This window comes from Streptomyces sp. NPDC087215, from assembly GCF_044744885.1.
Taxonomy (GTDB): domain Bacteria; phylum Actinomycetota; class Actinomycetes; order Streptomycetales; family Streptomycetaceae; genus Streptomyces.
Genome location: NZ_JBIUZD010000019.1, coordinates 82,085 through 107,736, shown reverse-complemented (window position 1 = coordinate 107,736; position 25,652 = coordinate 82,085). Strand labels below are relative to the sequence as shown.

The following is a 25,652-nucleotide window of genomic DNA, read 5'->3' as shown; positions in this document are numbered from 1 at the left end:
TAACTCACCCCGGAGCCGTTCCACCTCCCCAAGCCTCATAGCCGGAAGATGCCCGTTACCAGGCAAGATCACCCGACGTAACGAAGCACTACTAGTGGTGCTACGCAGCCGGGCGGGAGACGGCGAAACGCCCGGTCGCGCCCTGCTGTCCCTTCTAAGGTGGGTGCGTGATTCCTGATTTCGTCTCAGATCTACGGAAAGCGGTTGGTCCTGACCAGCTGCTCTGGTTGCCGGGCGTGGTCGCGGTCGTCCGTGACGAGCGGCGGCGGGTGCTTCTGCAGCGCCGTTCCGCGGGCGGGGCGTGGACGCCGCTGAGCGGGATCGTGGAGCCGGGCGAGCCTCCGGCCGTGGCGGCGGTGCGGGAGGTGGAGGAGGAGACCGGGGTGCGGGTGGTGGTGGAGCGCCTGGCGGCGGTGACGCACTCCCCGCCGGTACGCCACGGCAATGGCGACCGGGCGCAGTACTTCGAGGTCGTCTTCGCCTGCCGTCCGGCGGACGGGGGACAGGAGCCCCGGGTCTGCGACGACGAGTCGGCGGAGGTCGCCTGGTTCCCGCTGGACGCCCTGCCCCCGATGAGCGAGCGGATGCGGGAGATCATCGCGCGGGTGGAGAAGGACGAGCCCGCCGCATGGTTCGTGCCCGCGCCGTGACCGAACTCCGCCGTCCCGCCCCGGCGCCGGGGCGGGACGGCACGGGCTACGCGGGTACGGCTCCCGTGCGGACGGCGAACTCCCGCAGGCCGGACACGGTTGCCGGGCCGTAGTAGAGCAGGCTGGTGGTCAGGGCCCGCAGCGCGGGCCGGCGTACTTCCTGCGCCGCTTCCCGCTCGACGTGGCGCAACGCGGCGAACGTCCGCGTTCCGTCGCCGAGGGCGTGCCACATCCGGGCGGTGTCGGTCCACGCGCGGGCGCGCCGCTCGGTTGTGGGGATACGGCCGATGTCCAGGCCGCGTGCGACGGCCACGCCTTCGTCGGGGGTGCCGAGGGCGTTGTGGACGCTGATGCGGTAGATGTCCACCTGGGCCTGGGTGGCGTCGACGGTGAAGAGCCCGCCCGGGGCGGCCGGACGGCGCCGGACGTCCTCGTCCGCCTCGTCGAGCAGCGTGAGGGCGGTCGTGCGGTCGCGGCCCGACGCCGCCGAGTACGCGGCGGTGAGCAGCAGGGTGGTACGGACGGCGGCGGTGCGGGCCTCGGTGGGGTCGAGGGCGGCGGCTTCCTGGGTGAGGAGGCGGACGGCGGCAGCGCTGCGGCCGGAGCGCCGCATCGTGATCGCCAGGACGCGGGAGGCTTCGCCGACGGGCACTGGCATACCGCTGGCACGGGCTGCGGACAGGGCGCGGTCGGCCGCGACCCACGCGGTGTCGGAGTGCTGTTTCGCGGCGAGTTCGGCGGCCAGGACGTAGGCGCGGGCGAGGATGGCGTGGGCCTGTCGGCGGGCCTGGCCCACGGCTGTCTCCCGCGTCGCCTCGGCGTGGGCGAGCAGACCGGGCAGTTCGGCGGTGAGTTCGCCGTAGCGTGCGTCGGTGAACGCCTGGCGTGCGGCGGCGGTGCGGGTGGCCAGCGTTCGGAGCGGGGCAGGCTCCGCGTCCGGGAGGCGGAACAGCGCGTCCTCCAGGCTCGCGCCGGAAGCCGTGCCGGTGCCGACGAGGGCTGAGGCTCCGGCGGCGAGAGCCCCGGCCAGTAGGTTCCTGCGACGCATGGCGTCCTCCTCGTCCGGCGACGGTGGAGGCACCACGGTATCGATCACCGGCGTCCGGGCCGCGCGGTGCGGGCGGCCGGGTTGTGCCAGAGGGGGGCCGGTGGGCCGAGGAGGCGGTCGGCGGGGGTGTGGGGGCGGACGGCGAAGGGGCTGACCGGCGGCAGGGTGTCGTGGTGGATGCGGTCGGGAGCGGTGCCCAGCTCCACGAGGACCTCGACGACCTCCGTGATGAAGCCGGGCGGCCCGGCGAGGTACACGTCGTGCGCGGACCAGTGGACGCAGGACCGGAGGGACTGGACGAGCCGCTCGGTCGCCTGGTCCTTGGGGTGGCCGGGCGCGGAGGTGATGTAGGTGACGCTCAGCCCGTCGAGCCGGGCGGCCAGCCGCTCCACGTCCCGGCGCCCGTACAGGTGCTCCTTCGCGCGCGCCACGACGAACAGCCTTCCCATCAGGGCCGGTTCGCGCTCGACCGCCTCCGAAAGGAGGGCCTTCACCGGCGCCCAGCCGGTGCCCGCGCAGATGTAGGCGCGCTGTCCGCCCGGTTCCGTCCGGGCGACGAGGTCGCCGTCGGGCGGCCCGAGCCGCAGCACCCCGCCGGGCGCCGTGCCGTGCACGAGCGCCGTGCTCATCACCCCACCGGGGACCCGGCTCACGTGCAGTTCCACGGTGCCGTCCGGGCGGGGCGCGTCGGCGAGGGAGTAGGTGCGCCAGACGCGGGGGACGCGGGGCGAGGCGACGCTGACGTACTGGCCGGGCAGGAAGGGCAGGGGCCGCCGGGGCCGCAGGGTGAGGACGGCCAGGTCGGGGCCGTACCGCTCGTGCCGGACGACGTCCGCGTCCCACCAGGCGGGCTCGCCCGCCGCCACGGCCTCGTCGGCGCCCGCCAGCATCAGCTCGGCCAGGTGCGCGTACGCCTCCGTCCAGGCCTTCTCGGCCTCCGTGGTCCAGGCGGCTCCCGCCACGTGCGCGAACGCGGCGAGCAGGCTGGTGCCGACCGAGGCGTAGAGGGCGGGGGTGGCGAGGAACCTGCGGTGGTCGCGGCCCAGGCGCCCCAGGTACACGGGGAGGTCCGGGTCCTCCAGACGGTCCACCAGATGGGTGAGCGCGGCGAAGAGCCGGTCGCGCTGGGGCCGCATGTCCCCGGGGAACAGCTCGCGCAGGGACGGCTCCTGCCGGAAGAGATGCGCGTAGAAGTAGGTGACGGCGTGCTCGGCCCGTCTCTCGACGACCGCGAACGTGCTCCTGAGCATCTGAGGGTCCACTGTCAGGAATGTAGGGCACCCGTCCGGCCCGTCCTCACGGAATCTCCACACCCGGATCCGGCGGAACCTGCCTGTACGGTCGGGGGGTGAGCACCACCCCCGGCCCAGCACCCGCCTCCCGCCCCGCCCCCGGAGAAGTCCCCGGCGCCTCGTCGTGTCCCGTCTCCGGGCCCGCGCCCGAGCTCTTCACCTGGGAGTTCGCCAGCGATCCCTATCCCGCGTACGCCTGGCTCAGGACGCACGAGCCGGTGCACCGCACGACCCTCCCGAGCGGGGTCGAGGCCTGGCTGGTGACCCGGTACGCCGACGCCCGGCAGGCCCTCGCGGACCAGCGGCTCTCCAAGAACCCGGCGCACCACGCCGAGTCCCCGCACGCGAAGGGGAAGACGGGCATCCCGGGCGAGCGCAAGGCCGAGCTGATGACCCATCTGCTCAACATCGATCCGCCGGACCACACCCGGCTGCGCAGGCTCGTCTCGAAGGCGTTCACCCCCCGCCGGGTCGCGGAGTTCGCCCCGCGCGTGCAGGAGCTGACCGACCGGCTCATCGACTCCTTCGTGGAGCGGGGGAGCGCGGACCTCATCCACGAGTTCGCCTTCCCGCTGCCCATCTACGCCATCTGCGACCTGCTCGGGGTGCCCGAGGAGGACCAGGACGACTTCCGGGACTGGGCCGGGATGATGATCCGGCACGGCGGCGGGCCGCGCGGCGGGGTCGCGCGGTCGGTGAAGAAGATGCGCGGCTATCTCGCGGAGCTGATCCACCGCAAGCGCGAGGAGCCCGGGGACGACCTCATCTCGGGTCTCATCCGGGCCTCCGACCACGGCGAGCACCTCACCGAGAACGAGGCCGCCGCGATGGCCTTCATCCTGCTCTTCGCCGGCTTCGAGACCACCGTCAATCTGGTGGGCAACGGACTGTACGCGCTGCTCCGGCATCCGGAGCAGCGCGCCCGGCTCCAGGACTCGATCGCCGCCGGGGAGACCGGACTCCTGGAGACCGGGATCGAGGAACTGCTGCGGTACGACGGGCCGGTGGAGATGGCCACCTGGCGGTACGCGACCCGCCCGCTGACGATCGGCGGGCAGGAGATCCCGGCGGGCGACCCGGTGCTCGTGGTCCTCGCCGCCGCCGACCGGGACCCCGAGCGCTTCGACGGGCCGGACGTCCTCGACCTCGCCCGGCGCGACAACCAGCACCTCGGATACGGGCACGGCATCCACTACTGCCTGGGCGCGCCGCTCGCCCGGCTCGAAGGGCAGACGGCCCTGGCGACCCTGCTGACCCGCCTCCCGGACCTGCGGCTCGCCGCCGATCCGGCCGAACTGCGGTGGCGCGGCGGGCTCATCATGCGGGGGCTGCGCACCCTTCCGGTGGAGTTCTCCCCGGCCGTCCCCCTCCATGGATCTGACGAGGTGTCAGAAATGTGATCTTCGCGTGATCGCGGGTGCATCGACTTGTGATGAGCGTTCGAATACGGCTACGTTCCCCGACAACTCAGTTCGACCACCCCAGTTGTCACGCGAAAGGCGCTCCTATGCGTTCCGGGAACGGACGACACCGCCGCCCCCGTCAGGCCCCCGCCATCGTCGTCGCCGCGGGGGTGACCGGGTCCGCCATGGCGCTGCCCCTGCTCGCCACCGGCTCGGCGTCCGCCGCCGACGCCGCCACCTGGGACCGGGTCGCCGAGTGCGAGTCCGGCGGCCAGTGGAGCGCCAACCTCGGCAACGGCCTCTACGGCGGCCTCCAGTTCACCCAGGACAGCTGGGAGCGGCACGGCGGTCTCGCCTACGCGCCCAGCCCCGACCTGGCCAGCCGCGCCCAGCAGATAGCGGTGGCCGAGAAGGCCCTCGCCAAGGGTTCCACCGCGTGGGCCACCTGCGCGCCGATCGCGGGACTCGTCAACGACGGCGCCCGGCCGAAGGTGGACCCGGGCCCGGCGGACCTCCCCAAGCCCTCCGGCGGCCCCGTCGCCGAGTCGAACCGTACGACGGGTCCGCCCTCCTCCGGTGCGGCGGAGGCGGCCCGGGGCGCGGCCGGACGGACCGCCGAGGCGCGCACCGCCACCTCGGCGCCCACGAGTCCCGCCACGCCCTCGACGGGCGCGCCGGTGACGGGCGCGCCGGTCGGCCCGACGGCCCCCGTCTCCCCGGGCGCCCCCGATCCCGCCACCACCACGCCCGGCGGGTCCGTCGCACCGGGCACGTCCGGTGAGCCGACGACCGGTGCCCCGTCGACGGGGTCCGGCAAGCACCGGGGCGACGCGGCTCCGGAGGGGACCGGGAAGCCGGGCGACTCCGCCGAAACGGGTCGCCACGCGGCGCCCGGTGACGGCCTCTCCGAGGAGACCGCGGCGAAGCCCTTGGCCGACGCCGCCAAGAATTCGGGCGGAACGGACAGTCAGGGCACTTCGGGCGCGTACACGGTGAAGGCGGGCGACAGCCTGTCCGACATCGCGCAGCAGAACGAGCTGCCCGGAGGCTGGACCGCGCTCTATGACGCCAACCGGAAGACGGTCGGCACCGACCCGGACCTCATCCTCCCTGGTCAGAGCCTTGACCTGACGGAGAGTCCGGTCGCACAGGCGGAGTGATTCGGGGTCATATGTCCGGTTCTGGGCAAGTGAGACATGGGTCTCTTCGCCCCAACTGGCGTGTCACACCCGCAAACTTTGCTCCTGTCGCCTCCCACCTGCGCAAACACCCCCCGCCGGAAGGCAAGGAGGGTCGGAATGTCCGTCATTCGCCTCTTTGAACTTCCGGTGGGTCTGTGTCTACGGTCGTCACCGCTCGCCACCGCGGGCCCCGTCGACCGAAACGCCGAATCCTGCCGTCGGCCGTCGGGAACAGTCGTCGCGCAAGCGCCGAAGGCAGGAGCGGGGGACCCAAGGTAAGTGCCGGACCCGGCCGTTGAGAGACGGCCGACGACCGGCTTGGGGTGAAGCCGCGTGCTGGGACACGCGGCCGGGCAACTCATTGGCCCGAACCCGACAGCTCACCTCGCAGGCGTCGGTGAGGAGAATCTCCATGCTGTTTTCCGGTAAGGGCAAACACCGCCGTCCCTCCAAGGCCACCCAGGTCGTCACGCTCGTCGGCGTCACCGGTGTCGCCGTCGCCGCCCCGCTGATGACCGCGGGCACCGCCTCGGCCGCCACGGTCGCCGAGTGGGACCGCGTCGCCCAGTGCGAGTCCGGCGGCAACTGGTCCATCAACACGGGCAACGGCTACTACGGCGGCCTCCAGTTCGCGGCCTCCACCTGGGCCGCGTACGGCGGCACCGCCTACGCCTCGACCGCCAACCAGGCGTCGAAGTCCCAGCAGATCGCCATCGCCGAGAAGGTCCTCGCGGGCCAGGGCAAGGGCGCGTGGCCGAGCTGCGGCGTGGGCCTCTCCCGTGCCTCCTACGACGGCGGCGCCGCCGAGAGCGCCCCCAAGACCGTCACCCAGCAGCCGAAGCAGCAGCCGACGCAGCAGCGGTCGGCCGAGCAGCCGACGACCCGCAGCGAGCAGCGCCAGGCCCCGAAGAAGGCCGCGCAGCAGCAGGCCGCGCCGAAGGCGACCGTCACCACCCCGACCGGCAAGAAGGTCGAGAAGGGCGACGGCGAGTACAAGGTCGTGACCGGCGACACCCTCAGCAGCATCGCCCAGGCGCACGGCGTCAAGGGCGGCTGGGCCAAGCTCTTCGAGCTGAACAAGGACGTCGTCGACCACGCCGACCTGATCTACCCGGGCCAGCAGCTCCACCTCAAGTGAGCCCGGCGGTCCGTACGGGTCCCGCGACCCGTACGGCACCGACGACCCTCCCGCGGTGACCACCCCGGCCCGGCGCGCCTCCCCCCGTGCGCGCCGGTCCGGGGTTTCCGCCGTCCGAGGTCTCCCGCTCCTCTCCTCCTGCGGAGTTCCACGCGCGGGCCGCGCGGAGATCGCGGGCGCGGGTCACGGACGGAGACACGGGCGCGGCCACGGACGGAGACACGGGCGCGGGCGGACTCGCCGCCACGGGCGGGACTCCCCTTCCCTCTCCCGGCCCCCGTCACGAGTGGTCGCCCCACCGGGGGCGGGGTCCCCGCCGCGTACGCGCTCCCTCCCCGCTCCGGGAGGGGTCCCGCCACGTACGGACTCCCCTTCCCTCCCGGATTCCCCGCCCACGGGCGGAGCCCCCTCCTCGCGCCCCGAGAAGGGTCTCCCCGGCGGTTTCGGGAGGACTTCTTGGTTACTGTCCAGTAGATCCGGGGTCTTTCGCCCCTGAATGCATGTCCTTGGGCCCTTTTTCGTCCCAGGGGGCGGGCGCCCGGCTGGCCGGAGCCGCCGAGCCGGTTAGGCTCTTGACGCAAGGCCAAGCCGACCCTGCGCCGACCTTGCGTCACATCCAGCGTCACATCCCATAAGGAGATGCTCGTGCCGTCCATCGACGTCGTCGTAGCCCGGGAAATCCTGGACTCCCGAGGCAACCCCACCGTCGAGGTCGAGGTCGGCCTCGACGACGGCAGCACCGGCCGTGCTGCTGTTCCGTCCGGAGCCTCCACCGGTGCGTTCGAGGCCCTCGAGCTTCGCGACGGTGACCCCAACCGCTACCAGGGCAAGGGCGTCGAGAAGGCCGTCCTCGCCGTGATCGAGCAGATCGGCCCGGAGCTCGTCGGCTACGACGCCACCGAGCAGCGCCTGATCGACCAGGCCATGTTCGACCTGGACGCCACCCCGGACAAGTCGTCGCTCGGCGCCAACGCCATCCTCGGCGTCTCCCTCGCCGTCGCGCACGCCGCCTCCGAGGCCAGCGACCTCCCGCTCTTCCGCTACCTCGGCGGCCCGAACGCGCACCTGCTGCCCGTTCCGATGATGAACATCCTCAACGGTGGGTCGCACGCCGACTCCAACGTCGACATCCAGGAGTTCATGATCGCCCCGATCGGCGCGGAGTCCTTCTCCGAGGCCCTCCGCTGGGGCACCGAGGTCTACCACACGCTCAAGGGCGTCCTGAAGCGCAAGGGCCTCTCCACCGGCCTCGGCGACGAGGGCGGCTTCGCGCCGAACCTCGACTCCAACCGTGCCGCGCTGGACCTGATCCTCGAAGCGATCAAGGAAGCCGGTTACGCCCCCGGCAAGGACATCGCGCTCGCCCTCGACGTCGCCGCCTCCGAGTTCTACAACGACGGCAAGTACGAGTTCGAGGGCAAGTCCCTCTCCGCCGCCGAGCTGACCGAGTACTACGAGGAGCTGGTCGCGGCCTACCCGCTGGTCTCCATCGAGGACCCGCTCTTCGAGGACGACTGGGCCGGCTGGAAGGTGCTCACCGACAAGCTGGGCACCAAGGTCCAGATCGTCGGCGACGACCTCTTCGTCACCAACCCCGAGCGCCTGGCCCGTGGCATCGAGGAGGGCTCCGCGAACGCCCTGCTCGTCAAGGTCAACCAGATCGGCTCGCTCACCGAGACCCTCGACGCCGTCGAGCTGGCCCAGCGCAGCGGCTTCAAGTGCATGATGTCGCACCGCTCCGGCGAGACCGAGGACGTCACCATCGCCGACCTCGCCGTCGCCACCAACTGCGGCCAGATCAAGACCGGCGCCCCGGCCCGCTCCGAGCGCGTCGCCAAGTACAACCAGCTGCTGCGCATCGAGGAGATCCTCGACGACGCCGCCGTCTACGCCGGCCGCAGCGCCTTCCCGCGCTTCAAGGGCTGACGGAGTCGCACCCGGTAGTTCCGTCCGTCCCCGCACCCGGTCCCGTACCGTGTGCGGGGACGTACGCGTGAACAGGGGAGGCGACACGACATGGCCGCGAAGAACCGGGACCGGTTCTCCACCGCGACCCGGATCAGGCTGCTCGGCGAGCAGACCGCCGCCCGTGTCTACCGCTCCCAGACCCGCCGCCAGGCCCGCCGCTCCCGGCTCACCGGCCGCGCGGCCTTCCTCGCCCTCGTCGTCTGCTCCCTCGTGGTGGCGCTCGCCTACCCGATGCGGAGCTACGTGTCCCAGCAGGGCGAGATCGCCGAGCAGCAGCGCAAGGCCGCCGAGGCGGCCCGGCGCGTCGAGGAACTCAGGGACGAGAAGGCCCGCCTCCAGGACCCGGCCTACGTCCGCCGCCTCGCCCGCGAGCACCTGCACTACCTGATGCCCGGCGAGACCGGCTTCACCGTGGACGACCCCGACGCGGAGCGACGGCCCCGCGCCGAGCAGGGCGCGGCCGACCGCCCCTGGTACGACAACCTCTGGGACGGCGTCGACCACGCCGACCGCCCCTGACCCCCTCCGCACGCGACACACGAGCAAGGCAGACATGGAAACGCCCCCTCCGCAGACCGCACGCACCGAGCCCACCGACGAGGACATCGCGGCCTTCGAGCTCCAGCTCGGCCGACCGCCCCGCGGGCTGCGCGCCATCGCCCACCGCTGCCCCTGCGGCCGGCCGGACGTCGTCGAGACCGCGCCCCGGCTCCCCGACGGCACCCCCTTCCCCACCACGTACTACCTGACCTGCCCCCGGGCGGCCTCGGCCATCGGCACCCTGGAGGCCAACGGGGTCATGAAGGAGATGCAGGCCCGGCTCGCCACCGACCCGGAGCTCGCCGCCTCCTACCGCGCCGCGCACGAGGACTACCTCGCCCGCCGCGACGCCATCGAGGTCCTGGAGGGCTTCCCCAGCGCGGGCGGGATGCCCGACCGGGTCAAGTGCCTGCACGTCCTCGTCGGCCACTCGCTCGTCGCGGGCCCCGGCGTGAACCCCTTCGGCGACGAGGCCCTCGCCATGCTCCCCGAGTGGTGGGCCAAGGGTCCCTGCGTCACCCCGTGCGCCCCGAAGGAGGAGGACGGCCGGACCGTCGGGTCCTCCGACGGCGGCCGCTTCGCCTCCGGGCCCGAGGCCACCGAGGACGAGGAGACCAAGTGACCCGGGTCGCCGGAATCGACTGCGGTACGAACTCCATCCGGCTGCTCGTCGCCGACGTGGACCCCACGACGGGCGAGCTGATCGAGCTGGACCGGCGGATGACGATCGTCCGGCTCGGCCAGGACGTCGACCGCACGGGACGGCTCGCCCCCGAGGCGCTGGAGCGGACCTTCGCCGCCTGCCGGGAGTACGCGGCCGTCATCCGCGAGCTCGGCGCCGAGCGGCTCCGGTTCGTCGCCACCTCCGCCTCCCGCGACGCCGAGAACCGCGCGGACTTCGTGGCCGGGGTCGTGGAGATCCTGGGCGTCGAGCCCGAGGTCATCACCGGCGAGCAGGAGGCCGCGTTCTCCTTCGCCGGGGCCACCGGCGAGCTGCCCGCCGACCGGACCTACCTGGTGGTGGACATCGGCGGCGGCTCCACCGAGTTCGTCACCGGCGACCGGCACGTCGAGGCCGCCCGTTCCGTGGACATCGGCTGCGTCCGGCTCACCGAGCGGCACGTCCGGCACGACCCGCCGACCGCCGAGGAGGCCGAGGCGATCCGCGCCGACGTCCGCGCGGCCCTCGACCTGGCTGCCGAGGCCGTCCCGATCGGCGACGCCGGGACCCTCGTCGGTCTCGCGGGCTCCGTCACCACGGTCGCCGCCATCGCCCTCGGGCTCCCCGAGTACGACTCCGCGAAGGTCCACCACTCCCGGATCTCCGCCGCCCAGGTGGCCGAGGTGACCGAGCGGCTGCTCGCCTCCACCCACGCCGAACGGGCCGCGATCCCGGTGATCCACCCGGGCCGGGTGGACGTGATCGTCGCCGGTGCGCTGGTGCTGAGGGAGATCGTGGAGCGGGTCGGGGCGCACGAGGTCGTCGTCAGCGAGCACGACATCCTCGATGGGATCGCCCTATCCGTGGCATAGCGGGCATCTATCGTCCCGTCCGGCGACACGGCGTCGGGAAAGTTCGTGAACTTCTTCACAAGGAAAAGGGCCCTGATGGCACCTGAGGGGGGCCTTCAGGCCCTCCGGGGGGTGCCACAGGGCCCTTTCGCAGGCGCGGAGGCCGATTCGCTCGACGTTTCCATCGTGTGAACGGGGGCTCCCCGAGGGCCTGCGCGAGGGCCCTCCCGGCCAGTTCACAAGGGGTGAACAACGTTCGCCCGAGCACCCCGGTTCCTTTGCAGCACCATGACATGGATCACGTGGGCGGCGGAGTGTAGCAGAAGGACCCGAAGACCTTGTGAAGGGGCGCACGAGGACCCCCCTCGGACGGGGTGGATACTCGATGCCATGAGCACCACGGAGCGTCCCAGGATCCTCGTAGTAGGCGGCGGGTACGTAGGCCTGTACGCAGCTCGGCGCATCCTCAAGAAGATGCGCTACGCGGAGGCGACCGTCACGGTCGTCGACCCGCGGTCGTACATGACCTACCAGCCCTTCCTCCCCGAAGCCGCCGCCGGCAGCATCTCGCCGCGTCACGTCGTCGTCCCGCTGCGACGCGTCGTCCGCGGAGCCGAGGTGCTCACCGGCCGGGTCACCACCATCGACCAGGACCGCAAGGTCGCCACGGTCGCGCCGCTCGTCGGCGAGTCGTACGAGCTTCCGTTCGACTACCTGATCATCGCGATGGGCGCGGTCTCCCGCACCTTCCCGATCCCCGGCCTCGCCGAGCAGGGCATCGGCATGAAGGGCATCGAGGAGGCCATCGGCCTGCGCAACCACGTCCTGGAGCAGCTCGACAAGGCCGACTCGACCACCGACGAGGAGGTCCGCCGCAAGGCGCTGACCTTCGTCTTCGTGGGCGGCGGCTTCGCGGGCGCGGAGACCATCGGCGAGGTCGAGGACCTGGCCCGGGACGCCTCGAAGTACTACCAGAACGTCTCGCGCGAGGACATGCGCTTCGTCCTGGTCGACGCGGCCGACAAGATCCTTCCCGAGGTGGGCCCCAAGCTCGGCCAGTACGGCAAGGAGCACCTGGAGAGCCGCGGGATCGAGATCTACCTCGAGACCTCCATGGACTCCTGCGTCGACGGCCACGTCGTGCTGAAGAACGGCCTAGAGGTCGACTCCAACACCATCGTGTGGACCGCCGGTGTGAAGCCGAACCCGGCGCTCTCCCGCTTCGGTCTGCCGCTCGGCCCCCGCGGCCACGTGGACTGCAACGAGAAGCTCCAGGTCAACGGTCTCGACTACGCCTGGGCCGCGGGCGACAACGCCCAGGTCCCGGACATGGTCGGCCGCCGCGCGGGCAACCCCAACGCCTGGTGCCCGCCGAACGCCCAGCACGCCCTGCGCCAGGCCAAGGTCCTCGGCGACAACGTGGTGTCGGGGATGCGCGGCTTCCCGCAGAAGGAGTACAGCCACGCCAACAAGGGCGCCGTGGCCGGACTCGGTCTGCACAAGGGCGTCGCGATGATCGTCATGGGCAAGGTGAAGATCAGGGTCAAGGGCCGTCTCGCCTGGTACATGCACCGTGGCTACCACGGCATGGCGATGCCGACCTGGAACCGCAAGATCCGTGTCTTCGCCGACTGGACCCTCGCGATGTTCCTCAAGCGCGAGGTCGTCTCCCTCGGCGCCATCGAGACGCCGCGCGAGGAGTTCTACGAGGCCGCCAAGCCCGCTCCCGCCCCGGCCGCCCCGGCGCAGGAGAAGGCCAAGGCCTCCTGATCGCGGGGGCCGGGGACCCCTGTGGACCCCCGCCCCTGAAGTACCGTCACACCCCCGCAAGGGCCGTCCGCCATCCGTGGTGCGGACGGCCCTTCGCGTGTTTTGCCGAGTTGTTGTGTTGTGCCGGGACTGCGCGCGCCCATGAACGGTGTTCCCTTGACGACGGACGTTTCTGGGGCCCGAGATCACGGAGGTGCGCATCATGGCCGACGCCGCGTCGCGGCTGACGACCTTTGCCGAAGAACTGTCGGGAGAACCGTTCCCGGTACGCCTGCGAGCCTGGGACGGCAGCGAGGCCGGACCAGTGGAAGGCCCCGTTCTGATCGTCCGCGACCGCCGCGCCCTGCGGAGGATGATCTGGAAGCCCGGCGAACTGGGCCTGGCCCGCGCCTGGGTGGCCGGGGAGATCGACGTCGAGGGCGACCTGTACGAACTCCTCGACCGGCTCTCCGGAATGCTCTGGGAGCGCGACGACGACCCCCGGGGCCTGCTCGCCTCCGCGCGCGACCCCCGGGTCCGCGCCGCCGTCCGGGGGCTGCTGCGCCTCGCGGGCCCCGCGGTCCCGCCGCGGCCACCGGCCGAGGAGATGCGCGGCCGGGGCGGCAGCCGCCACACCAAGGGCCGTGACAAGCAGGCGATCAGTCACCACTACGACGTGGGCAACGACTTCTACGAGCTGGTCCTCGGCCCGTCGATGGTCTACTCGTGCGCCTACTGGGCCTCCGACGGGCCGGACGCGTCCCTGGAGGACGCCCAGCGGGACAAGCTCGACCTCATCGCCCGCAAGCTGAACCTGAGGGAGGGCGACCGGCTCCTCGACGTGGGCTGCGGCTGGGGCTCCATGGCCCTGCACGCCGCCCGCGCGTACGGCGCCCGGGTCGTCGGCATCACCCTCTCCCGCGAGCAGGCCGCGTACGCCCGCAAACGGGTCGCCGACGAGGGGCTGGCCGACCTCGTCGAGATCCGCGTCCAGGACTACCGGGACGTCACCGACGGCCCGTACGACGCGATCTCCTCGATCGGGATGGCCGAGCACGTCGGCGCCGTCCGCTACCGGGAGTACGCCGGCATCCTCCACGGGCTCCTCAAGCCCGGCGGGCGGCTCCTGAACCACCAGATCTCCCGGCGCCCCCGGCCCGACGAGGAGTCCTACGAGGTCGATCCCTTCATCGACGCGTACGTCTTCCCCGACGGCGAACTCGCCCCGATGGGCCGCACCCTGACGACCCTGGAGGACGCGGGCTTCGAGGTGCGGGACGTCGAGGCGATCCGGGAGCACTACGCGCTCACCCTGCGCCGCTGGGTGGCCAACCTGGAGGCGGACTGGGACCGGGCGGTCCGGCTGACCTCCCCGGGCCGGGCCCGGATCTGGCGGCTCTACATGGCGGCCTCCGCCGTCTCCTTCGAGCGCAACCGGATCGGCGTGAACCAGTTCCTCGCCGTGCGGACCCCGGTGTCGGGGCGCAGCGGTACGGCGCTGCGCCCGCGCGTCTGGAGCGAGGGGACGGCCTGACACGGCGAAGGGCCGGTCCCCCCTCCTCGGAGGGGGGACCGGCCCTTCGCGCGCGGTGCCGCTCGGTGCTACTCGGCCTTGATGGCGGCGAGCATGTTCAGCCTGGCCGCGCTGCGGGCGGGCCACAGCGAGGCGAGGACGCCGACCAGGGCGGCCAGGACCAGGAAGATCCCGATCCGGTCCCAGGGCAGGACCAGGGCGTAGCCGGGCAGGTCCTTCCTGAGGGTCTCGCCGACGGCCCAGCCGAGGAAGCTGCCGAGGCCGATGCCGACGATCGCGCCGAAGACCGAGATGACGACGGCCTCCAGACGGACCATCCGCTTGACGCGGCGCCGGTCGAGACCGATCGCCCGCAACATGCCGATCTCCTGCTGCCGTTCGAAGACGGACATGGCGAGGGTGTTGACGACACCGAGGACGGCGATGATCAGGGCCATGCCGAGCAGGCCGTACATGATGTTCAGCATCATGTTGATCGGGCCGCCGAAGGAGTCGCGGATGTCCTTGTGGTCCATCACCGTGATGGCCGGGTTGTCCCCCATGGCCTTCGACAGGGCCTTCTCGTGGGCGGCGCTGGCGCCACCGGAGGTCGAGACGAAGATCTCGCGGATCTGGGCGTCGTCCTCGTGCTCGCCGATCAGGCGGTGGTCGGCGAGGATCGAGGAGACGAAGGTGCTGGGCTCGTAGACCGCGCCGATGGTCACCTTGCCCTTCTGCTTGTCCATGAACTGGACCGGGACGACGTCGCCGACCTTCAGACGGCTCATCTCCGCCATCTTCGTGTCGACGGCGATGGTGTTGCCACCGAGGGCGGACATCGAGCCCTGGACGACGTCCAGCTTGAGCAGCTTGTCGATGGCTCCGGGGGTGACGCCGGAGGCCGAGCTGTACGCGCCCTTCACCTCAAGGCTGCCCCACTGCTGCGGGGAGACCGCGGTGACGCCGGGGGTCTTCTCCAGCGCGGTCAGCACGTCCTTGCTCAGGGTGTTCCCGCTGGCCATGGAGACCATGTAGTCGGCCTTGATCTGGTCGGTCGTCGTCTTGTCGAGGGACGAGCCGACCGTGGCGCCGAGCACCGAGAGGCCGGTGACCAGGGTCAGGCCGATGGCGAGCGCGGAGGCGGTGGCGCCGGTGCGGCGCGGGTTGCGGACCGCGTTCAGACCGGCGAGCTTGCCGGAGACCCCGAAGAGCTTCACGAAGACCGGGCGGATCACGGCGATCACGGGCCGGGACAGGAACGGGATCAGGATGATCACGCCGATGAGGGTGAGGAACGCGCCACCCGCGATGAGCATCTGGCCCGTGTCGCCGCCCTGGCCCGCGCCGAGCACGATGAGGACCGCGCCGAGGGCGGTGACAGCCGCGCCGATGGAGTTCCGCACGACCAGGGACTTGGTGCTGGCGGTGGCGTGGACGCTGCTCATGGCGGCGACCGGCGGGATCCGCGCGGCGCGGCGGCCGGGCAGCCAGGCGGCGAGCATGGTGATGAGGACGCCGACGGAGAAGGCGCTGACGGCCGGGGTGGAGGTGAGGACCAGGTCGCCGCCGGGGATCTTCAGCTCGAAGGCGGCCATGGCGGAGCGCAGGCCCACGGCGAGGCCGATGCCGAGGGCGTAGCCGACGGCGGAGGCGAGCAGGCCGACGATTCCGGCCTCGGCGAGCACGGAGCGGGTGATCTGCTTGCGCGAGGCACCGACCGCGCGCATCAGGGCCAGTTCCTTGGTGCGCTGGGCGACCAGCATGGTGAAGGTGTTGGAGATCAGGAAGATCCCGACGAAGAGCGCGATGCCCGCGAAGCCCAGGAGGACCTTCTTGAGCGTCCCGAGGCCCGCCTCGATGTCCTTGGCCTGCTTGTCGGCCAGGGCCTTTCCGGTCTCGGCGGTGGCCGACTTCGGGACGACCTTCAGGACCTCGTCCAGGAGCTTGGCGTCACCGGCGCCGGGGGCGGCGGTGACGGTCATGTCGCGGTAGAAGCCGGGCTTCAGGTAGAGCTTCTGGGCGACGGCGGTGTCGAACAGGACGAGGCTGCCGCCCGCCTTGACGGCGCCGTCCTCGGTGGTGAAGACACCGGTGAGGGCGTACTCCTTCACCGGGCCGTTGGTGGCGACGCGGACGGAGTCCCCGACCTTGTAGCCGCCCTTGGCCGCGGTCTCCTGGTCGAGGGCGATCTGTCCGGCCTCGGCCGGTCCGGTGCCCTCGACGAAGTTGTACGCGCGGTCCTTGCCGTCCTTGCCGGGGGCGAAGTTGGTGCCCTTGTTGGACCACCCGACGCCGATCAGCTTGCCGTTCTTGTCCGGCACTCCGGCGAAGCCGTCGACGCGGGGGGTGACGGAGGCGACCCCGGCGAGCCCGGCGACGTCGTCGACGTTCTTCTGGGAGAGGCCGGGGGACTTCCGGGCCTCTTCGGGGTCCGGGTACATCGAGACGGAGACGGCGACGTCGTCGTAGCTCTTCGCCGACTGGTTGCGGAAGGCCTGGGAGAGGGTGTCGGTGAAGACGAGGGTGCCGGAGACGAAGGCCACGCCGAGCATCACGGCGAGCACGGTCATCAGCAGTCTCGCCTTGTGCGCGAGCACGTTGCGCAGGGCGGTACGGAACATGGGTGTGTCCTGGAGGAAGGGTCGGGCGGCGGGCGGGGGCGGGCTGACGCCGGGTGTCAGCTGGTGCGGCCCTTGGCGTCGAAGGCCTTCATGCGGTCGAGCACGCCGTCCGCCGTCGGGTGCAGCATCTCGTCGACGATCCGGCCGTCGGCGAGGAAGATCACGCGGTCGGCGTAGGAGGCGGCGACCGGGTCGTGGGTGACCATGACGACGGTCTGGCCCAGTTCGCGGACCGAGTTGCGGAGGAAGCCGAGGACCTCGGCGCCGGAGCGGGAGTCCAGGTTTCCGGTGGGCTCGTCACCGAAGATGATCTCGGGCTGGGAGGCGAGCGCGCGGGCCACGGCCACGCGCTGCTGCTGGCCTCCGGAGAGCTCGGTCGGACGGTGGGTGAGGCGGCCGGAGAGGCCGAGCATGTCGATGACCTGCTGGACCCACCGCTTGTCGGGCTTGCGGCCCGCGATGTCCATCGGCAGCGTGATGTTCTCCAGGGCGGTCAGGGTCGGCAGCAGGTTGAACGCCTGGAAGATGAAGCCGATCTTGTCCCGGCGGAGCTGGGTGAGGTGCTTGTCCTTGAGGGTGGACAGCTCCGTGTCACCGAGCCGGACCGAGCCGGAGGAGAAGGAGTCCAGGCCCGCGACGCAGTGCATGAGGGTCGACTTGCCGGAGCCCGAGGGGCCCATGATCGCGGTGAACTCACCCTGCCGGAAGTCCACGGTGACGTGGTCGAGCGCGACGACCTGGGTCTCGCCGTGGCCGTAGACCTTGGAGAGGTCCGTGGCGCGGGCTGCCACCGCGGTGGCGCGGGACACGGTGGGGGAGGTGGTCACGGCGGACTCCTGTCACTGCGGGCTTGTCTTGGGAACACCTCCATCGTGTCGAACAATCTTGTTCGAATCGTCCGCCCCTGTGCCCGTTCCCGGGGCAGCCTGGAGTCGGACCGACTCCTCCGGCTCTCCTCCTGAGGTATGACGGCACCCCTGACACGAAGGGTGATGGCGAGCTTCGGCCGAGGTGACAGAAGTGTGGCGACTTTTCGTCATTCCACGAGGTGTGGCTTTGCGCCCGCGACCCCGTCGCAGTTCGGAGAAAAGCCCTTCCACCTGCACTGACGCACCCTCAGACGTCAATAAAATAAGACAACATCGGGGGGATGTTCCGCTGAATGAGGGAAGCGTCCCGATAAGCTCCTGTGCCAACGCGGAGCTTCGCGACGCCCGGATGGTGGAACGCAGACACGGCGAGCTTAAACCTCGCTGGCCTTCGGGCCGTACCGGTTCGAGTCCGGTTCCGGGCACCATTCGATCCCCAGGCGACGGCCTGTGGCCCGACCCTTCCCCTCCCCGCCGTTCCCCCTCCTAAACCAGCCGGTCCGGCAGCCCGCCGCCGTACTCCTCGGAGCGCGGCGGGACACCCGGGGACGCCCCCTCCGGCATCGGCTCCGCGTCGTCGTCCGCGCGGGCGGCGAGCCCGGTGGGCACCACTCGGGCGCCCCCGGCCAGGACACCGGTCCGAGCGGCGCCGAGCGCGGGGCGAAGTCCTGCGCGGTGCCGCCGCCCGGCTGCCGGGTCCCGTCCGGCGGGGTGGTCGCGCGGTTCTCCCGTCGTGGCGGAGCGGACGCCTCCGGGCTCCCGGAACCGGGCGCTCCGGCGGGGACGAAGATCGGAGACCCGGGGGGAAAAGATCCTCCCCGAGCACTAGAGAGTTTCTTTTGCCTACGCATTACTCTTGACGCAAGGCCGTGCCGTGCGGTCCGCCATGGAGGAGTGAGATGAGGAGCAGCAACCCGGTCTTCTCGCGACGGGGGTTCAGCCGCGACGCCGGCCACGCCGGTTTCAGCGCGCAGCCGCAGGCCGGGGGCCCCGCCGTCGGAACCAACCCGTACGCGACGGGCAACCCGTCCGCCGAGGCCGCGACGAACCCGTACGCGACCAACCCGTACGCCCCGCAGGACACGCTCGGAGCCCCGCAGCAGACCCGCGGCGACGTGATGACGATCGACGACGTCGTGAGCCGTACGGCCATGACGCTCGGCACGGTCGTGCTCACCGCCGTCCTGGCCTGGACGCTGCTGCCGGTCGACGCGGCGAACCTGACCAAGTCCTACGGCATCGCCATCGGCGCCGCCCTGGTCGCGTTCGTGCTGGCGATGGTGCAGTCCTTCAAGCGCAGGCCGTCCCCGGCCGTGATCATCGGGTACGCGGCCTTCGAGGGCGTCTTCCTCGGCGTCATCTCGGCCGCCGTCTCGACGTACATCGGCGGCTCCGTGGTCATCCAGGCGGTCCTGGGCACCATGGCGGTCTTCGCCGGTGTCCTGATCGCCTACAAGGCGGGCTGGATCCGCGTCAACCGGCGCTTCTACGGCTTCGTGATGGCCGCCGCGATGGGCTTCGTCCTGCTCATGATGGCGAACCTGCTGTTCTCCGTCTTCGGCGGCGGTGACGGCCTCGGCTTCCGCAGCGGTGGCCTCGGCATCCTGTTCGGCGTCGTCGGCGTCATCCTGGGCGCCTGCTTCCTCGCCCTCGACTTCAAGCAGGTCGAGGACGGCGTGACCTACGGCGCGCCGCGCGAGGAGGCCTGGCTGGCCGCCTTCGGTCTCACCATGACCCTGGTGTGGATCTACCTGGAGATGCTGCGTCTGCTGTCGATCCTGCAGGGCGACGACTGACGTTCCCCGGATCTCGGGGGAAGGGCCCGTCCGGCTTCGTGCCGGGCGGGCCCTTCCGCGTCCCCCGGGGGCCGTCCCCGGGGGGCCGTCGTCGGCGGCGGTCCCCGGCGGCGCGTAGGGTCACGGGGTGCGTGATACGAGTGAACTGACCGCTGCCGTCGAGCGCTTCGCCGACCGGCTGCGGGCCGCCCCGCAGAGCCGCCTCCAGCGCGGTGCGGCGGCCGAAGGACTGGCCCTGGCCCGGGAGCTCGCGGAGCGCGCCCAGCGCGCCGAGGAGCCGGACCGGGAGCCCAGGACCATGCGGGACGCGGGGGTCTTCGCCGTGGCCGACCAGCTGGCCGTCGCCGGGAACGATCTGGCCGAGATCATGCGGACGGCCCCGGCCGGCTCCCACGAGGGGGAACTGGCGGAGGCCGTGGAACGGGTGCGGGCGGCACAGGAGCGCTCGGGGCTGTAGGGGGCCGGTCGGGGGGCCTGGTGGGGCCTGGACGGGCCAGGGAGCCGGAGCGGGGCGGGCGCGGGGAGCGCGGGGCCGCCCAGGGGCCCGGAGAAGGCCCGGGGCGACTCGGGCGGGCGCGGTGTGCGGGCCCGGGAACGCGGGGCGGCCGGAGATGCCCGGAGCGGGCCCGGGACGTGCGGGGCGGCTCGGAGGGGCACTGCGGCGCGGGCCGGGGAGCGTGCGGGCGGTTCCGTGGGGCTCGGGGAGTACGGGGCGGCTCGGAAGGGCCGGTGCCGGGCGGGGGCCCGGCCGGGGACTCAGAGGGACGCGATGACGCGGTCCGCCAGGATGTAGACGTTCTCCTCGTCGGACTCGCCGTACGAGAAGGTCAGGGCGAAGGCGCCCGAGACGCCCGAGCCGCCGAGCAGCACCGGGGTCAGACCGGAGCGCAGGGCCTCCGCGAGGCGTTCCGCGGTCTCCCGGTGCCCCGGGGTCATACAGAGCGTCGTGCCGTCGGCGAAGACGTACACGTCGAGGGTGCCGAGCGGGCCCGGACGCACATCGGTCAGCGCGGTACGGGTGTCCGCCAGCTCCTCCAGACGCGCGACGGTCCGCTCGTGGTCGGTGACGACGGGCGTCTGCACCGGTACGAAGTCCGGGTGCGAGGGGTGCCGTCGGCGGGCGGCGGCCAGCTCCGCCGAGTCCTCCGGGTACTCGTCGAAGGCGTCGAGCGGGTCGGTGCCGTCGAGCGCGGCGGCCTCCGCCTCCATGGCCTCCAGAGCCATCGCCTCCAGGCCCACGAAGTCCGTCTGGCGGGGCACGAAGAAGCCGGTTTCCTCGGCTCCGCCGCCCAGACCGCCCAGCAGGGAGGGGGCGTCGGCCGCGTCCCGGGCCTCCTGCGCGGCCCAGAAGGCCCGTGCCTCGGCGAGTTCGCGCTCGCGCTCCTCGGCCAGCGCCTCCGCGACCGCGGCCCGTATCTCGGCGGCGGGGCTGGTGCGGGCGGCGGGAACGGTGACGCCGTGCCCGGCCGCCAGCTCGCTCCGCAGGGCGGTGACCTGCCTTCGGAGACCGTGGACGGCGTGCAGGGCGGCGGCGCCCACGGCCGTGGCAGCGGCCGTGGTCAGCAGCAGGGCAAGAGGCATGGCGCTCACTGACGTACTCCCGATTCCGAGTCGATCCCCCGACTTCCTACATCAGCTTGTCCTGAGGCGCGGCCCGCTGTCAGTGCATTACGTCACGAAATGGACAGGTATTTGTGCCGGGTGTTTAGTCCCGAAACCGCTGTGACCTGCGAAAACAAACTTCCCCAGGAGATAGGTCACATCCTGGGGGAGATTCGGTCACGGCTGGGACGCGGAGCGGTTGACCGGCACGTTGACCGGATAACCGGACGGGCGCCGGTCCGGGCCACGACCCGGACCGGCGCCCGACGGAAACACCTCCGCTACGGCTCAGCTCAGCCGCACGCTTCTGCGGTCGCGCGCGGCTTGGGCTCAGCTCAGCCGCTCGCTCTCCTGGTCGCGCTGAGCTTCGCCTGCGCTGCGGGCGGGTGCCGCCTTCGTTCCTCAGGCGACCCCCACCCTCCGCTACGGCTCAGCTCAGCCGCTCGATCACCATCGCCATGCCCTGGCCGCCGCCGACGCACATCGTCTCCAGGCCGAACTGCTTGTCGTGGAACTGGAGGCCGTTGATGAGCGTGCCGGTGATCCGGGCGCCCGTCATGCCGAAGGGGTGGCCGACGGCGATGGCGCCGCCGTTGACGTTCACCTTGTCCAGATCCAGCCCCAGCTCCTGGTACGAGGGGATCACCTGGGCGGCGAACGCCTCGTTGATCTCCGCCAGATCGATGTCGTCGATCGTCAGGCCCGCGCGCCGGAGCGCCTGCCGCGACGCCTCGACCGGGCCCAGGCCCATGATCTCGGGGGAGAGGCCGGAGACACCGGTGGAGACGATCCGGGCCAGCGGGGTCAGGCCCAGCTCGCGCGCCTTGGTGTCCGACATGATCACGAGCGCGGCGGCGCCGTCGTTGAGCGGGCAGCAGTTGCCCGCGGTGACCAGACCGTCGGGACGGAAGACCGGCTTGAGGCCCTCCACGCCCTCCAGGGTGACCCCCGCGCGCGGACCGTCGTCGGCGGAGACGACCGTGCCGTCCGGCAGCGTCACCGGGGTGATCTCCCGCGCCCAGAAGCCGTTCTTGATCGCCTGCTCGGCGAGGTTCTGCGACCGTACGCCGAACTCGTCCATCTCCCGGCGGCCGATGCCCTTCCAGCGGGCCAGGTTCTCCGCGGTCTGGCCCATCGCGATGTACGCGTCCGGCACGACGCCGTCCTCGCGCGGGTCGTGCCACGTCGAGCCCTCCGAGGCGGCGACCTCGGCGGTCCGCGCCTCCGCCTCGGCGAAGAACGGGTTGTGCGTGTCGGGCAGCGAGTCCGAGTTCCCCTTCGCGAAGCGGGACACCATCTCCACGCCCGCCGAGACGAAGACGTCGCCCTCGCCCGCCTTGATCGCGTGCAGCGCCATCCGCGAGGTCTGGAGCGAGGAGGAGCAGTACCGGGTGACCGTGCAGCCCGGCAGGTGGTCCAGGCCCATCCGGACGGCCACGATCCGGCCCAGGTTGAAGCCCTGCTCGCCACCGGGCAGACCGCAGCCCAGCATCAGGTCGTCGATGTCGCGCGGGTCCAGCTCCGGGACCTTCGCCAGGGCCGCCGCCACGACGGTCGCGGTGAGGTCGTCCGGCCGCAGGTCCTTGAGGGAGCCCTTGAAGGCCCGGCCGATGGGCGAGCGGGCGGTCGAGACGATCACGGCTTCGGGCATCACGGCTCCATGAGGGTGCGGAGTGGGCGGACAGAAAGGGAAGTTACCCGTACGTACCGCACGGGTCACCGGGCCGGGCGTGTGATGCGGGCCTCTTTTCTAAGCGACCGCTCAGGCAAGGGGGGCGTCGGTGGCCGCCGGGTGCTCCGCCGGAACCGGGAGACGTCGCCTCCGCCGGTGCTTGAGCAGTGCCCACGGTCCCCGCGCGCCCGTCACCTCGGTGCCCGCCTCCCGGGCCGCCTCGGCCGCCGCCTTCGCCACCGGCAGCACGTTCTCCCGGCGGGACGGCTCGATGCGGTCGGTCTCCGGCCAGACGCCGAGCACCGCGCAGAGCGTCGGCAGGACCGCCATCGCCGCCGTCGCGTACCCCTCCGCCGACGGATGGAAGCTGTCCACCCCGAACATCTCGCGCGGGTTCGCCGCGAACTCGGGGCCGAGGAGGTCGCCCAGCGACACCGTCCGGCCGCCCTGCTCGACCGCCACGATCGTCTGCGCCGCCGCCAGCTGCCGGGAGGCCCGCCGGGCCAGCCAGCGCAGCGGCTGGTAGACCGGCTCGATCGTCCCCAGGTCCGGACAGGTCCCGACCACCACCTCGGCGCCCGCCGTCCGCAGCCGCCGCACCGCCGAGGCGAGCATCCGCACCGACTGGGTCGGCGGCATGTGGTGCGTGACGTCGTTCGCGCCGATTATCACCACGCACACGTCCGGCGGCCCGAGGGGCTGCGCGAGCAGCAGCGACACCTGCCGCTCCAGGTCGTCCGAGCGGGCGCCGGAGAGCGCCACGTTCCGCAGCACCACCGGCCGCTCGGCCACCGCCGCCAGCCCCGAGGCGAGCAGCGCGCCCGGTGTCTGGCCGGTGCGCCGCACCCCCTGGCCCGCCGCCGTGGAATCACCCAGAAGGGCCAGCCGCAGCGGGTCGTCCGTGCCGAACGCACGGCCGTACAGCCCGTCCGCCCCCGGCGGCAGCGGAGCCGTACCGACGCCGACGGTCCGCTTGGCGATCTGCACCTCGGCGAGGAGCACCCCGACCGCCGCCACCCCGAGCAGGCCGATGCCCCCGCCCCCGTACGCCGCACCCGCCGCGATCCGCCGCGCCACCCTCGCCCTCGACATGGGGCCGTCACCTCCTTCAAGCCGTTCAGGGTCTAACTGCCCCGTAACCCGCTCCGACTACGCATACGCTGGCCACACCATTACGGAGACCCCGGAGATTACGGTGCAATTCCACGACTCGATGATCAGCCTCGTCGGCAACACCCCGCTGGTGAAGCTCAACAACGTCACAGCGGGCATTCAGGCGACCGTCCTGGCCAAGGTCGAGTACTTCAATCCCGGCGGCTCGGTCAAGGACCGGATCGCCCTGCGGATGATCGAGGCGGCGGAGAAGAGCGGCGCGCTCAGGCCCGGCGGCACCATCGTCGAGCCCACGTCGGGCAACACCGGCGTCGGCCTGGCGATCGTGGCCCAGCAGAAGGGCTACAAGTGCATCTTCGTCTGCCCCGACAAGGTGTCCCTCGACAAGATCAACGTGCTGCGCGCGTACGGTGCCGAGGTCGTCGTCTGCCCCACGGCCGTCGACCCCGAGCACCCGGACTCGTACTACAACGTCTCCGACCGGCTCGTCCGTGAGACGCCCGGGGCGTGGAAGCCCGACCAGTACTCCAACCCGAACAACCCGCGCTCCCACTACGAGACCACCGGTCCCGAGCTGTGGACGCAGACGGACGGGCGGATCACCCACTTCGTGGCGGGCGTCGGCACCGGCGGCACGATCTCCGGCACCGGCAACTACCTCAAGGAGGTCAGCGGCGGGGCCGTCCGGGTCGTCGGCGCCGACCCCGAGGGCTCCGTGTACTCCGGCGGTTCCGGGCGGCCGTACCTGGTCGAGGGCGTCGGCGAGGACTTCTGGCCCACCGCCTACGACCGGAACGTCACCGACCGGATCGTCGCCGTGTCCGACAAGGACTCCTTCCAGATGACCCGCCGCCTCGCCAAGGAGGAGGGCCTCCTCGTCGGCGGTTCCTGCGGCATGGCCGTCGTGGCCGCCCTGGAGGTCGCCAGGGAGCTGGGTCCCGACGACGTCGTCGTGGTGCTGCTGCCGGACTCCGGCCGCGGCTATCTGTCGAAGATCTTCAACGACGAGTGGATGGCCGACTACGGCTTCCTGGAGAACACCACCTCCGCCACCGTCGCCGACGTGCTCCGCCACAAGGAGGGCGTCATGCCCTCGCTCGTCCACATGCACCCGGACGAGACGGTCGGCCAGGCGGTCGAGGTGCTGCGCGAGTACGGGGTCTCCCAGATGCCCATCGTGAAGCCGGGCGCCGGGCACCCGGACGTCATGGCCGCCGAGGTCATCGGCTCGGTCGTCGAGCGCGAGCTGCTCGACGCGCTCTTCACCCAGAAGGCGGCCCTGGAGGACCCGCTGGAGGACCACATGAGCCGCCCGCTGCCGCAGGTCGGCTCCGGCGAGCCGGTCGCCGACCTGATGTCCGTCCTCGGCGACGCCGCCGACGCGGCGATCGTCCTGGTCGAGGGCAAGCCCACCGGCGTCGTCAGCCGCCAGGACCTGCTGGCCTTCCTGGCCAACGGGGGCGGGAAGAAGTAGCGGCCGCCGCCGGTCGGGGGCGTCCGCCCGTCCTCACGACGGCGCCGGGCGCCCGCCCCCACCGCTGACGGGGCCGGGCGAGGCACCCGGACGCTGCCGGAGAGGCCGGGGCGCCTCCCCGTGGCGTCGGCGGACCCGGGCCCGCGAGGCCGAGACCCGGCCCCCGGTTCCGTTCGTCCAACCGGTACGAGCACGACACGTTCGCGCAGCACCCGCTTAACACGCGTCGGGCAGATTGGTGGTCGTCGGCGTCACGGACTTCCGGAGCGGCTCCCGGACCTCCCGACGACGCCACGGACGCGGAGACCGGCCCTGACCCGGGCCCGTGTCCCCGCGGGGACCGCCGTCGTCCCGCCCCCCGGCCAGCCGGGGGTGCGGCGGTCCCCGCGCAAGCTTCCAGGCACTCCGGGCCCCCCGCGTCACGCGGGGGGCCCGGAGTCGTCTCCGGCCCGCCGCCCGCCGCCGAGTCCGGTCCGGGTGCGCCCCCGCCGGGTGCGCCCCCGGCTCCGCG

The 25,652-nt window shown here is 72.1% G+C and carries 20 protein-coding genes, 1 tRNA gene and 1 riboswitch; of the genes, 14 read left to right on the top strand and 7 right to left on the bottom strand.

All coding sequences use genetic code 11. From position 1 onward, the window contains the following. Positions 1 to 167: 167 nt before the first annotated feature. Positions 168 to 650 (top strand): NUDIX hydrolase, encoded by a 483-nt coding sequence (locus ACIO92_RS31290; RefSeq protein WP_402059068.1) that lies wholly within the window; start codon positions 168 to 170, stop codon positions 648 to 650. Positions 651 to 696: 46 nt separating this feature from the next. Here ACIO92_RS31290 and ACIO92_RS31285 read toward each other — a convergent pair whose 3' ends face one another. Beyond that, positions 697 to 1,698: an XRE family transcriptional regulator gene (locus ACIO92_RS31285; protein WP_402283796.1), complete on the bottom strand. Its 1,002-nt coding sequence runs from the start codon at positions 1,696 to 1,698 to the stop codon at positions 697 to 699. A 44-nt stretch (positions 1,699 to 1,742) separates the two neighbouring features. Next, on the bottom strand, positions 1,743 to 2,948 hold the full coding sequence (locus tag ACIO92_RS31280) for a globin domain-containing protein (RefSeq protein WP_401238453.1): 1,206 nt from the start codon (positions 2,946 to 2,948) through the stop codon (positions 1,743 to 1,745). Between the two features lie 98 nt (positions 2,949 to 3,046). Here ACIO92_RS31280 and ACIO92_RS31275 point away from each other — a divergent pair, with 98 nt between their 5' ends. From ACIO92_RS31275 to ACIO92_RS31235, 9 genes are all read left to right on the top strand, one after another. Continuing rightward, positions 3,047 to 4,390, top strand: a complete 1,344-nt coding sequence (locus ACIO92_RS31275; protein WP_366443839.1) for a cytochrome P450 — start codon at positions 3,047 to 3,049, stop codon at positions 4,388 to 4,390. A 107-nt stretch (positions 4,391 to 4,497) separates the two neighbouring features. Continuing rightward, positions 4,498 to 5,553: a transglycosylase family protein gene (locus ACIO92_RS31270; protein WP_366443838.1), complete on the top strand. Its 1,056-nt coding sequence runs from the start codon at positions 4,498 to 4,500 to the stop codon at positions 5,551 to 5,553. Positions 5,554 to 5,811: 258 nt separating this feature from the next. Continuing rightward, a riboswitch (cyclic di-AMP (ydaO/yuaA leader) is annotated at positions 5,812 to 5,983 on the top strand. A 3-nt stretch (positions 5,984 to 5,986) separates the two neighbouring features. Further along, positions 5,987 to 6,712, top strand: a complete 726-nt coding sequence (locus tag ACIO92_RS31265; RefSeq protein WP_366443837.1) for a transglycosylase family protein — start codon at positions 5,987 to 5,989, stop codon at positions 6,710 to 6,712. A gap of 639 nt (positions 6,713 to 7,351) precedes the next feature. After that, a complete protein-coding gene (eno, locus tag ACIO92_RS31260; protein ID WP_351791463.1) occupies positions 7,352 to 8,638 on the top strand; it encodes a phosphopyruvate hydratase in 1,287 nt (428 codons plus the stop codon). 90 nt (positions 8,639 to 8,728) lie between these two features. Further along, positions 8,729 to 9,199 (top strand): septum formation initiator family protein, encoded by a 471-nt coding sequence (locus ACIO92_RS31255; protein ID WP_366443836.1) that lies wholly within the window; start codon positions 8,729 to 8,731, stop codon positions 9,197 to 9,199. Between the two features lie 34 nt (positions 9,200 to 9,233). After that, positions 9,234 to 9,842, top strand: coding sequence for a DUF501 domain-containing protein (locus ACIO92_RS31250; RefSeq protein ID WP_366443835.1), 609 nt, complete (start codon positions 9,234 to 9,236; stop codon positions 9,840 to 9,842). Further along, entirely contained in the window at positions 9,839 to 10,753 is a 915-nt protein-coding gene (locus ACIO92_RS31245; RefSeq protein ID WP_366443834.1) for a Ppx/GppA phosphatase family protein, read from the top strand. The genes ACIO92_RS31250 and ACIO92_RS31245 overlap by 4 nt, the downstream gene beginning before the upstream one ends. A 369-nt stretch (positions 10,754 to 11,122) precedes the next feature. Continuing rightward, on the top strand, positions 11,123 to 12,502 hold the full coding sequence (locus ACIO92_RS31240) for an NAD(P)/FAD-dependent oxidoreductase (RefSeq protein ID WP_366443832.1): 1,380 nt from the start codon (positions 11,123 to 11,125) through the stop codon (positions 12,500 to 12,502). Between the two features lie 202 nt (positions 12,503 to 12,704). Further along, positions 12,705 to 14,015 carry a cyclopropane-fatty-acyl-phospholipid synthase family protein gene (locus ACIO92_RS31235; protein ID WP_366443831.1) on the top strand — a complete coding sequence of 437 codons (1,311 nt, stop codon included), beginning with the start codon at positions 12,705 to 12,707 and terminating at the stop codon, positions 14,013 to 14,015. Between the two features lie 68 nt (positions 14,016 to 14,083). Here the strand turns inward: ACIO92_RS31235 and ACIO92_RS31230 are convergent, their stop codons facing one another. Together ACIO92_RS31230 and ACIO92_RS31225 are read right to left on the bottom strand one after the other, a co-directional pair. After that, positions 14,084 to 16,615 (bottom strand): ABC transporter permease, encoded by a 2,532-nt coding sequence (locus tag ACIO92_RS31230; RefSeq protein ID WP_402283791.1) that lies wholly within the window; start codon positions 16,613 to 16,615, stop codon positions 14,084 to 14,086. A gap of 56 nt (positions 16,616 to 16,671) precedes the next feature. After that, on the bottom strand, positions 16,672 to 17,442 hold the full coding sequence (locus ACIO92_RS31225) for an ABC transporter ATP-binding protein (RefSeq protein WP_366443829.1): 771 nt from the start codon (positions 17,440 to 17,442) through the stop codon (positions 16,672 to 16,674). Between the two features lie 385 nt (positions 17,443 to 17,827). Here ACIO92_RS31225 and ACIO92_RS31220 point away from each other — a divergent pair. The 3 genes from ACIO92_RS31220 (at position 17,828) to ACIO92_RS31210 (ending at position 19,737) form a co-directional block, all read left to right on the top strand. Continuing rightward, positions 17,828 to 17,912: transfer RNA gene (locus tag ACIO92_RS31220), tRNA-Leu, on the top strand. A gap of 471 nt (positions 17,913 to 18,383) precedes the next feature. After that, positions 18,384 to 19,280 carry a Bax inhibitor-1/YccA family protein gene (locus ACIO92_RS31215; RefSeq protein ID WP_366443828.1) on the top strand — a complete coding sequence of 299 codons (897 nt, stop codon included), beginning with the start codon at positions 18,384 to 18,386 and terminating at the stop codon, positions 19,278 to 19,280. A 127-nt stretch (positions 19,281 to 19,407) separates the two neighbouring features. After that, entirely contained in the window at positions 19,408 to 19,737 is a 330-nt protein-coding gene (locus ACIO92_RS31210) for a hypothetical protein (protein WP_351791488.1), read from the top strand. A gap of 299 nt (positions 19,738 to 20,036) precedes the next feature. Here the strand turns inward: ACIO92_RS31210 and ACIO92_RS31205 are convergent, their stop codons facing one another. From ACIO92_RS31205 to ACIO92_RS31195, 3 genes are all read right to left on the bottom strand, one after another. Further along, positions 20,037 to 20,870 (bottom strand): hypothetical protein, encoded by an 834-nt coding sequence (locus ACIO92_RS31205; protein WP_366443827.1) that lies wholly within the window; start codon positions 20,868 to 20,870, stop codon positions 20,037 to 20,039. A 442-nt stretch (positions 20,871 to 21,312) separates the two neighbouring features. Beyond that, positions 21,313 to 22,533: an acetyl-CoA C-acetyltransferase gene (locus ACIO92_RS31200; RefSeq protein WP_402059059.1), complete on the bottom strand. Its 1,221-nt coding sequence runs from the start codon at positions 22,531 to 22,533 to the stop codon at positions 21,313 to 21,315. Between the two features lie 111 nt (positions 22,534 to 22,644). Then, positions 22,645 to 23,646: an SGNH/GDSL hydrolase family protein gene (locus ACIO92_RS31195; protein ID WP_366443825.1), complete on the bottom strand. Its 1,002-nt coding sequence runs from the start codon at positions 23,644 to 23,646 to the stop codon at positions 22,645 to 22,647. Positions 23,647 to 23,749: 103 nt separating this feature from the next. Between ACIO92_RS31195 and ACIO92_RS31190 the strand changes: the two genes are divergently transcribed. Beyond that, positions 23,750 to 25,141, top strand: a complete 1,392-nt coding sequence (locus ACIO92_RS31190; RefSeq protein WP_366443824.1) for a cystathionine beta-synthase — start codon at positions 23,750 to 23,752, stop codon at positions 25,139 to 25,141. Positions 25,142 to 25,652 lie beyond the last annotated feature (511 nt).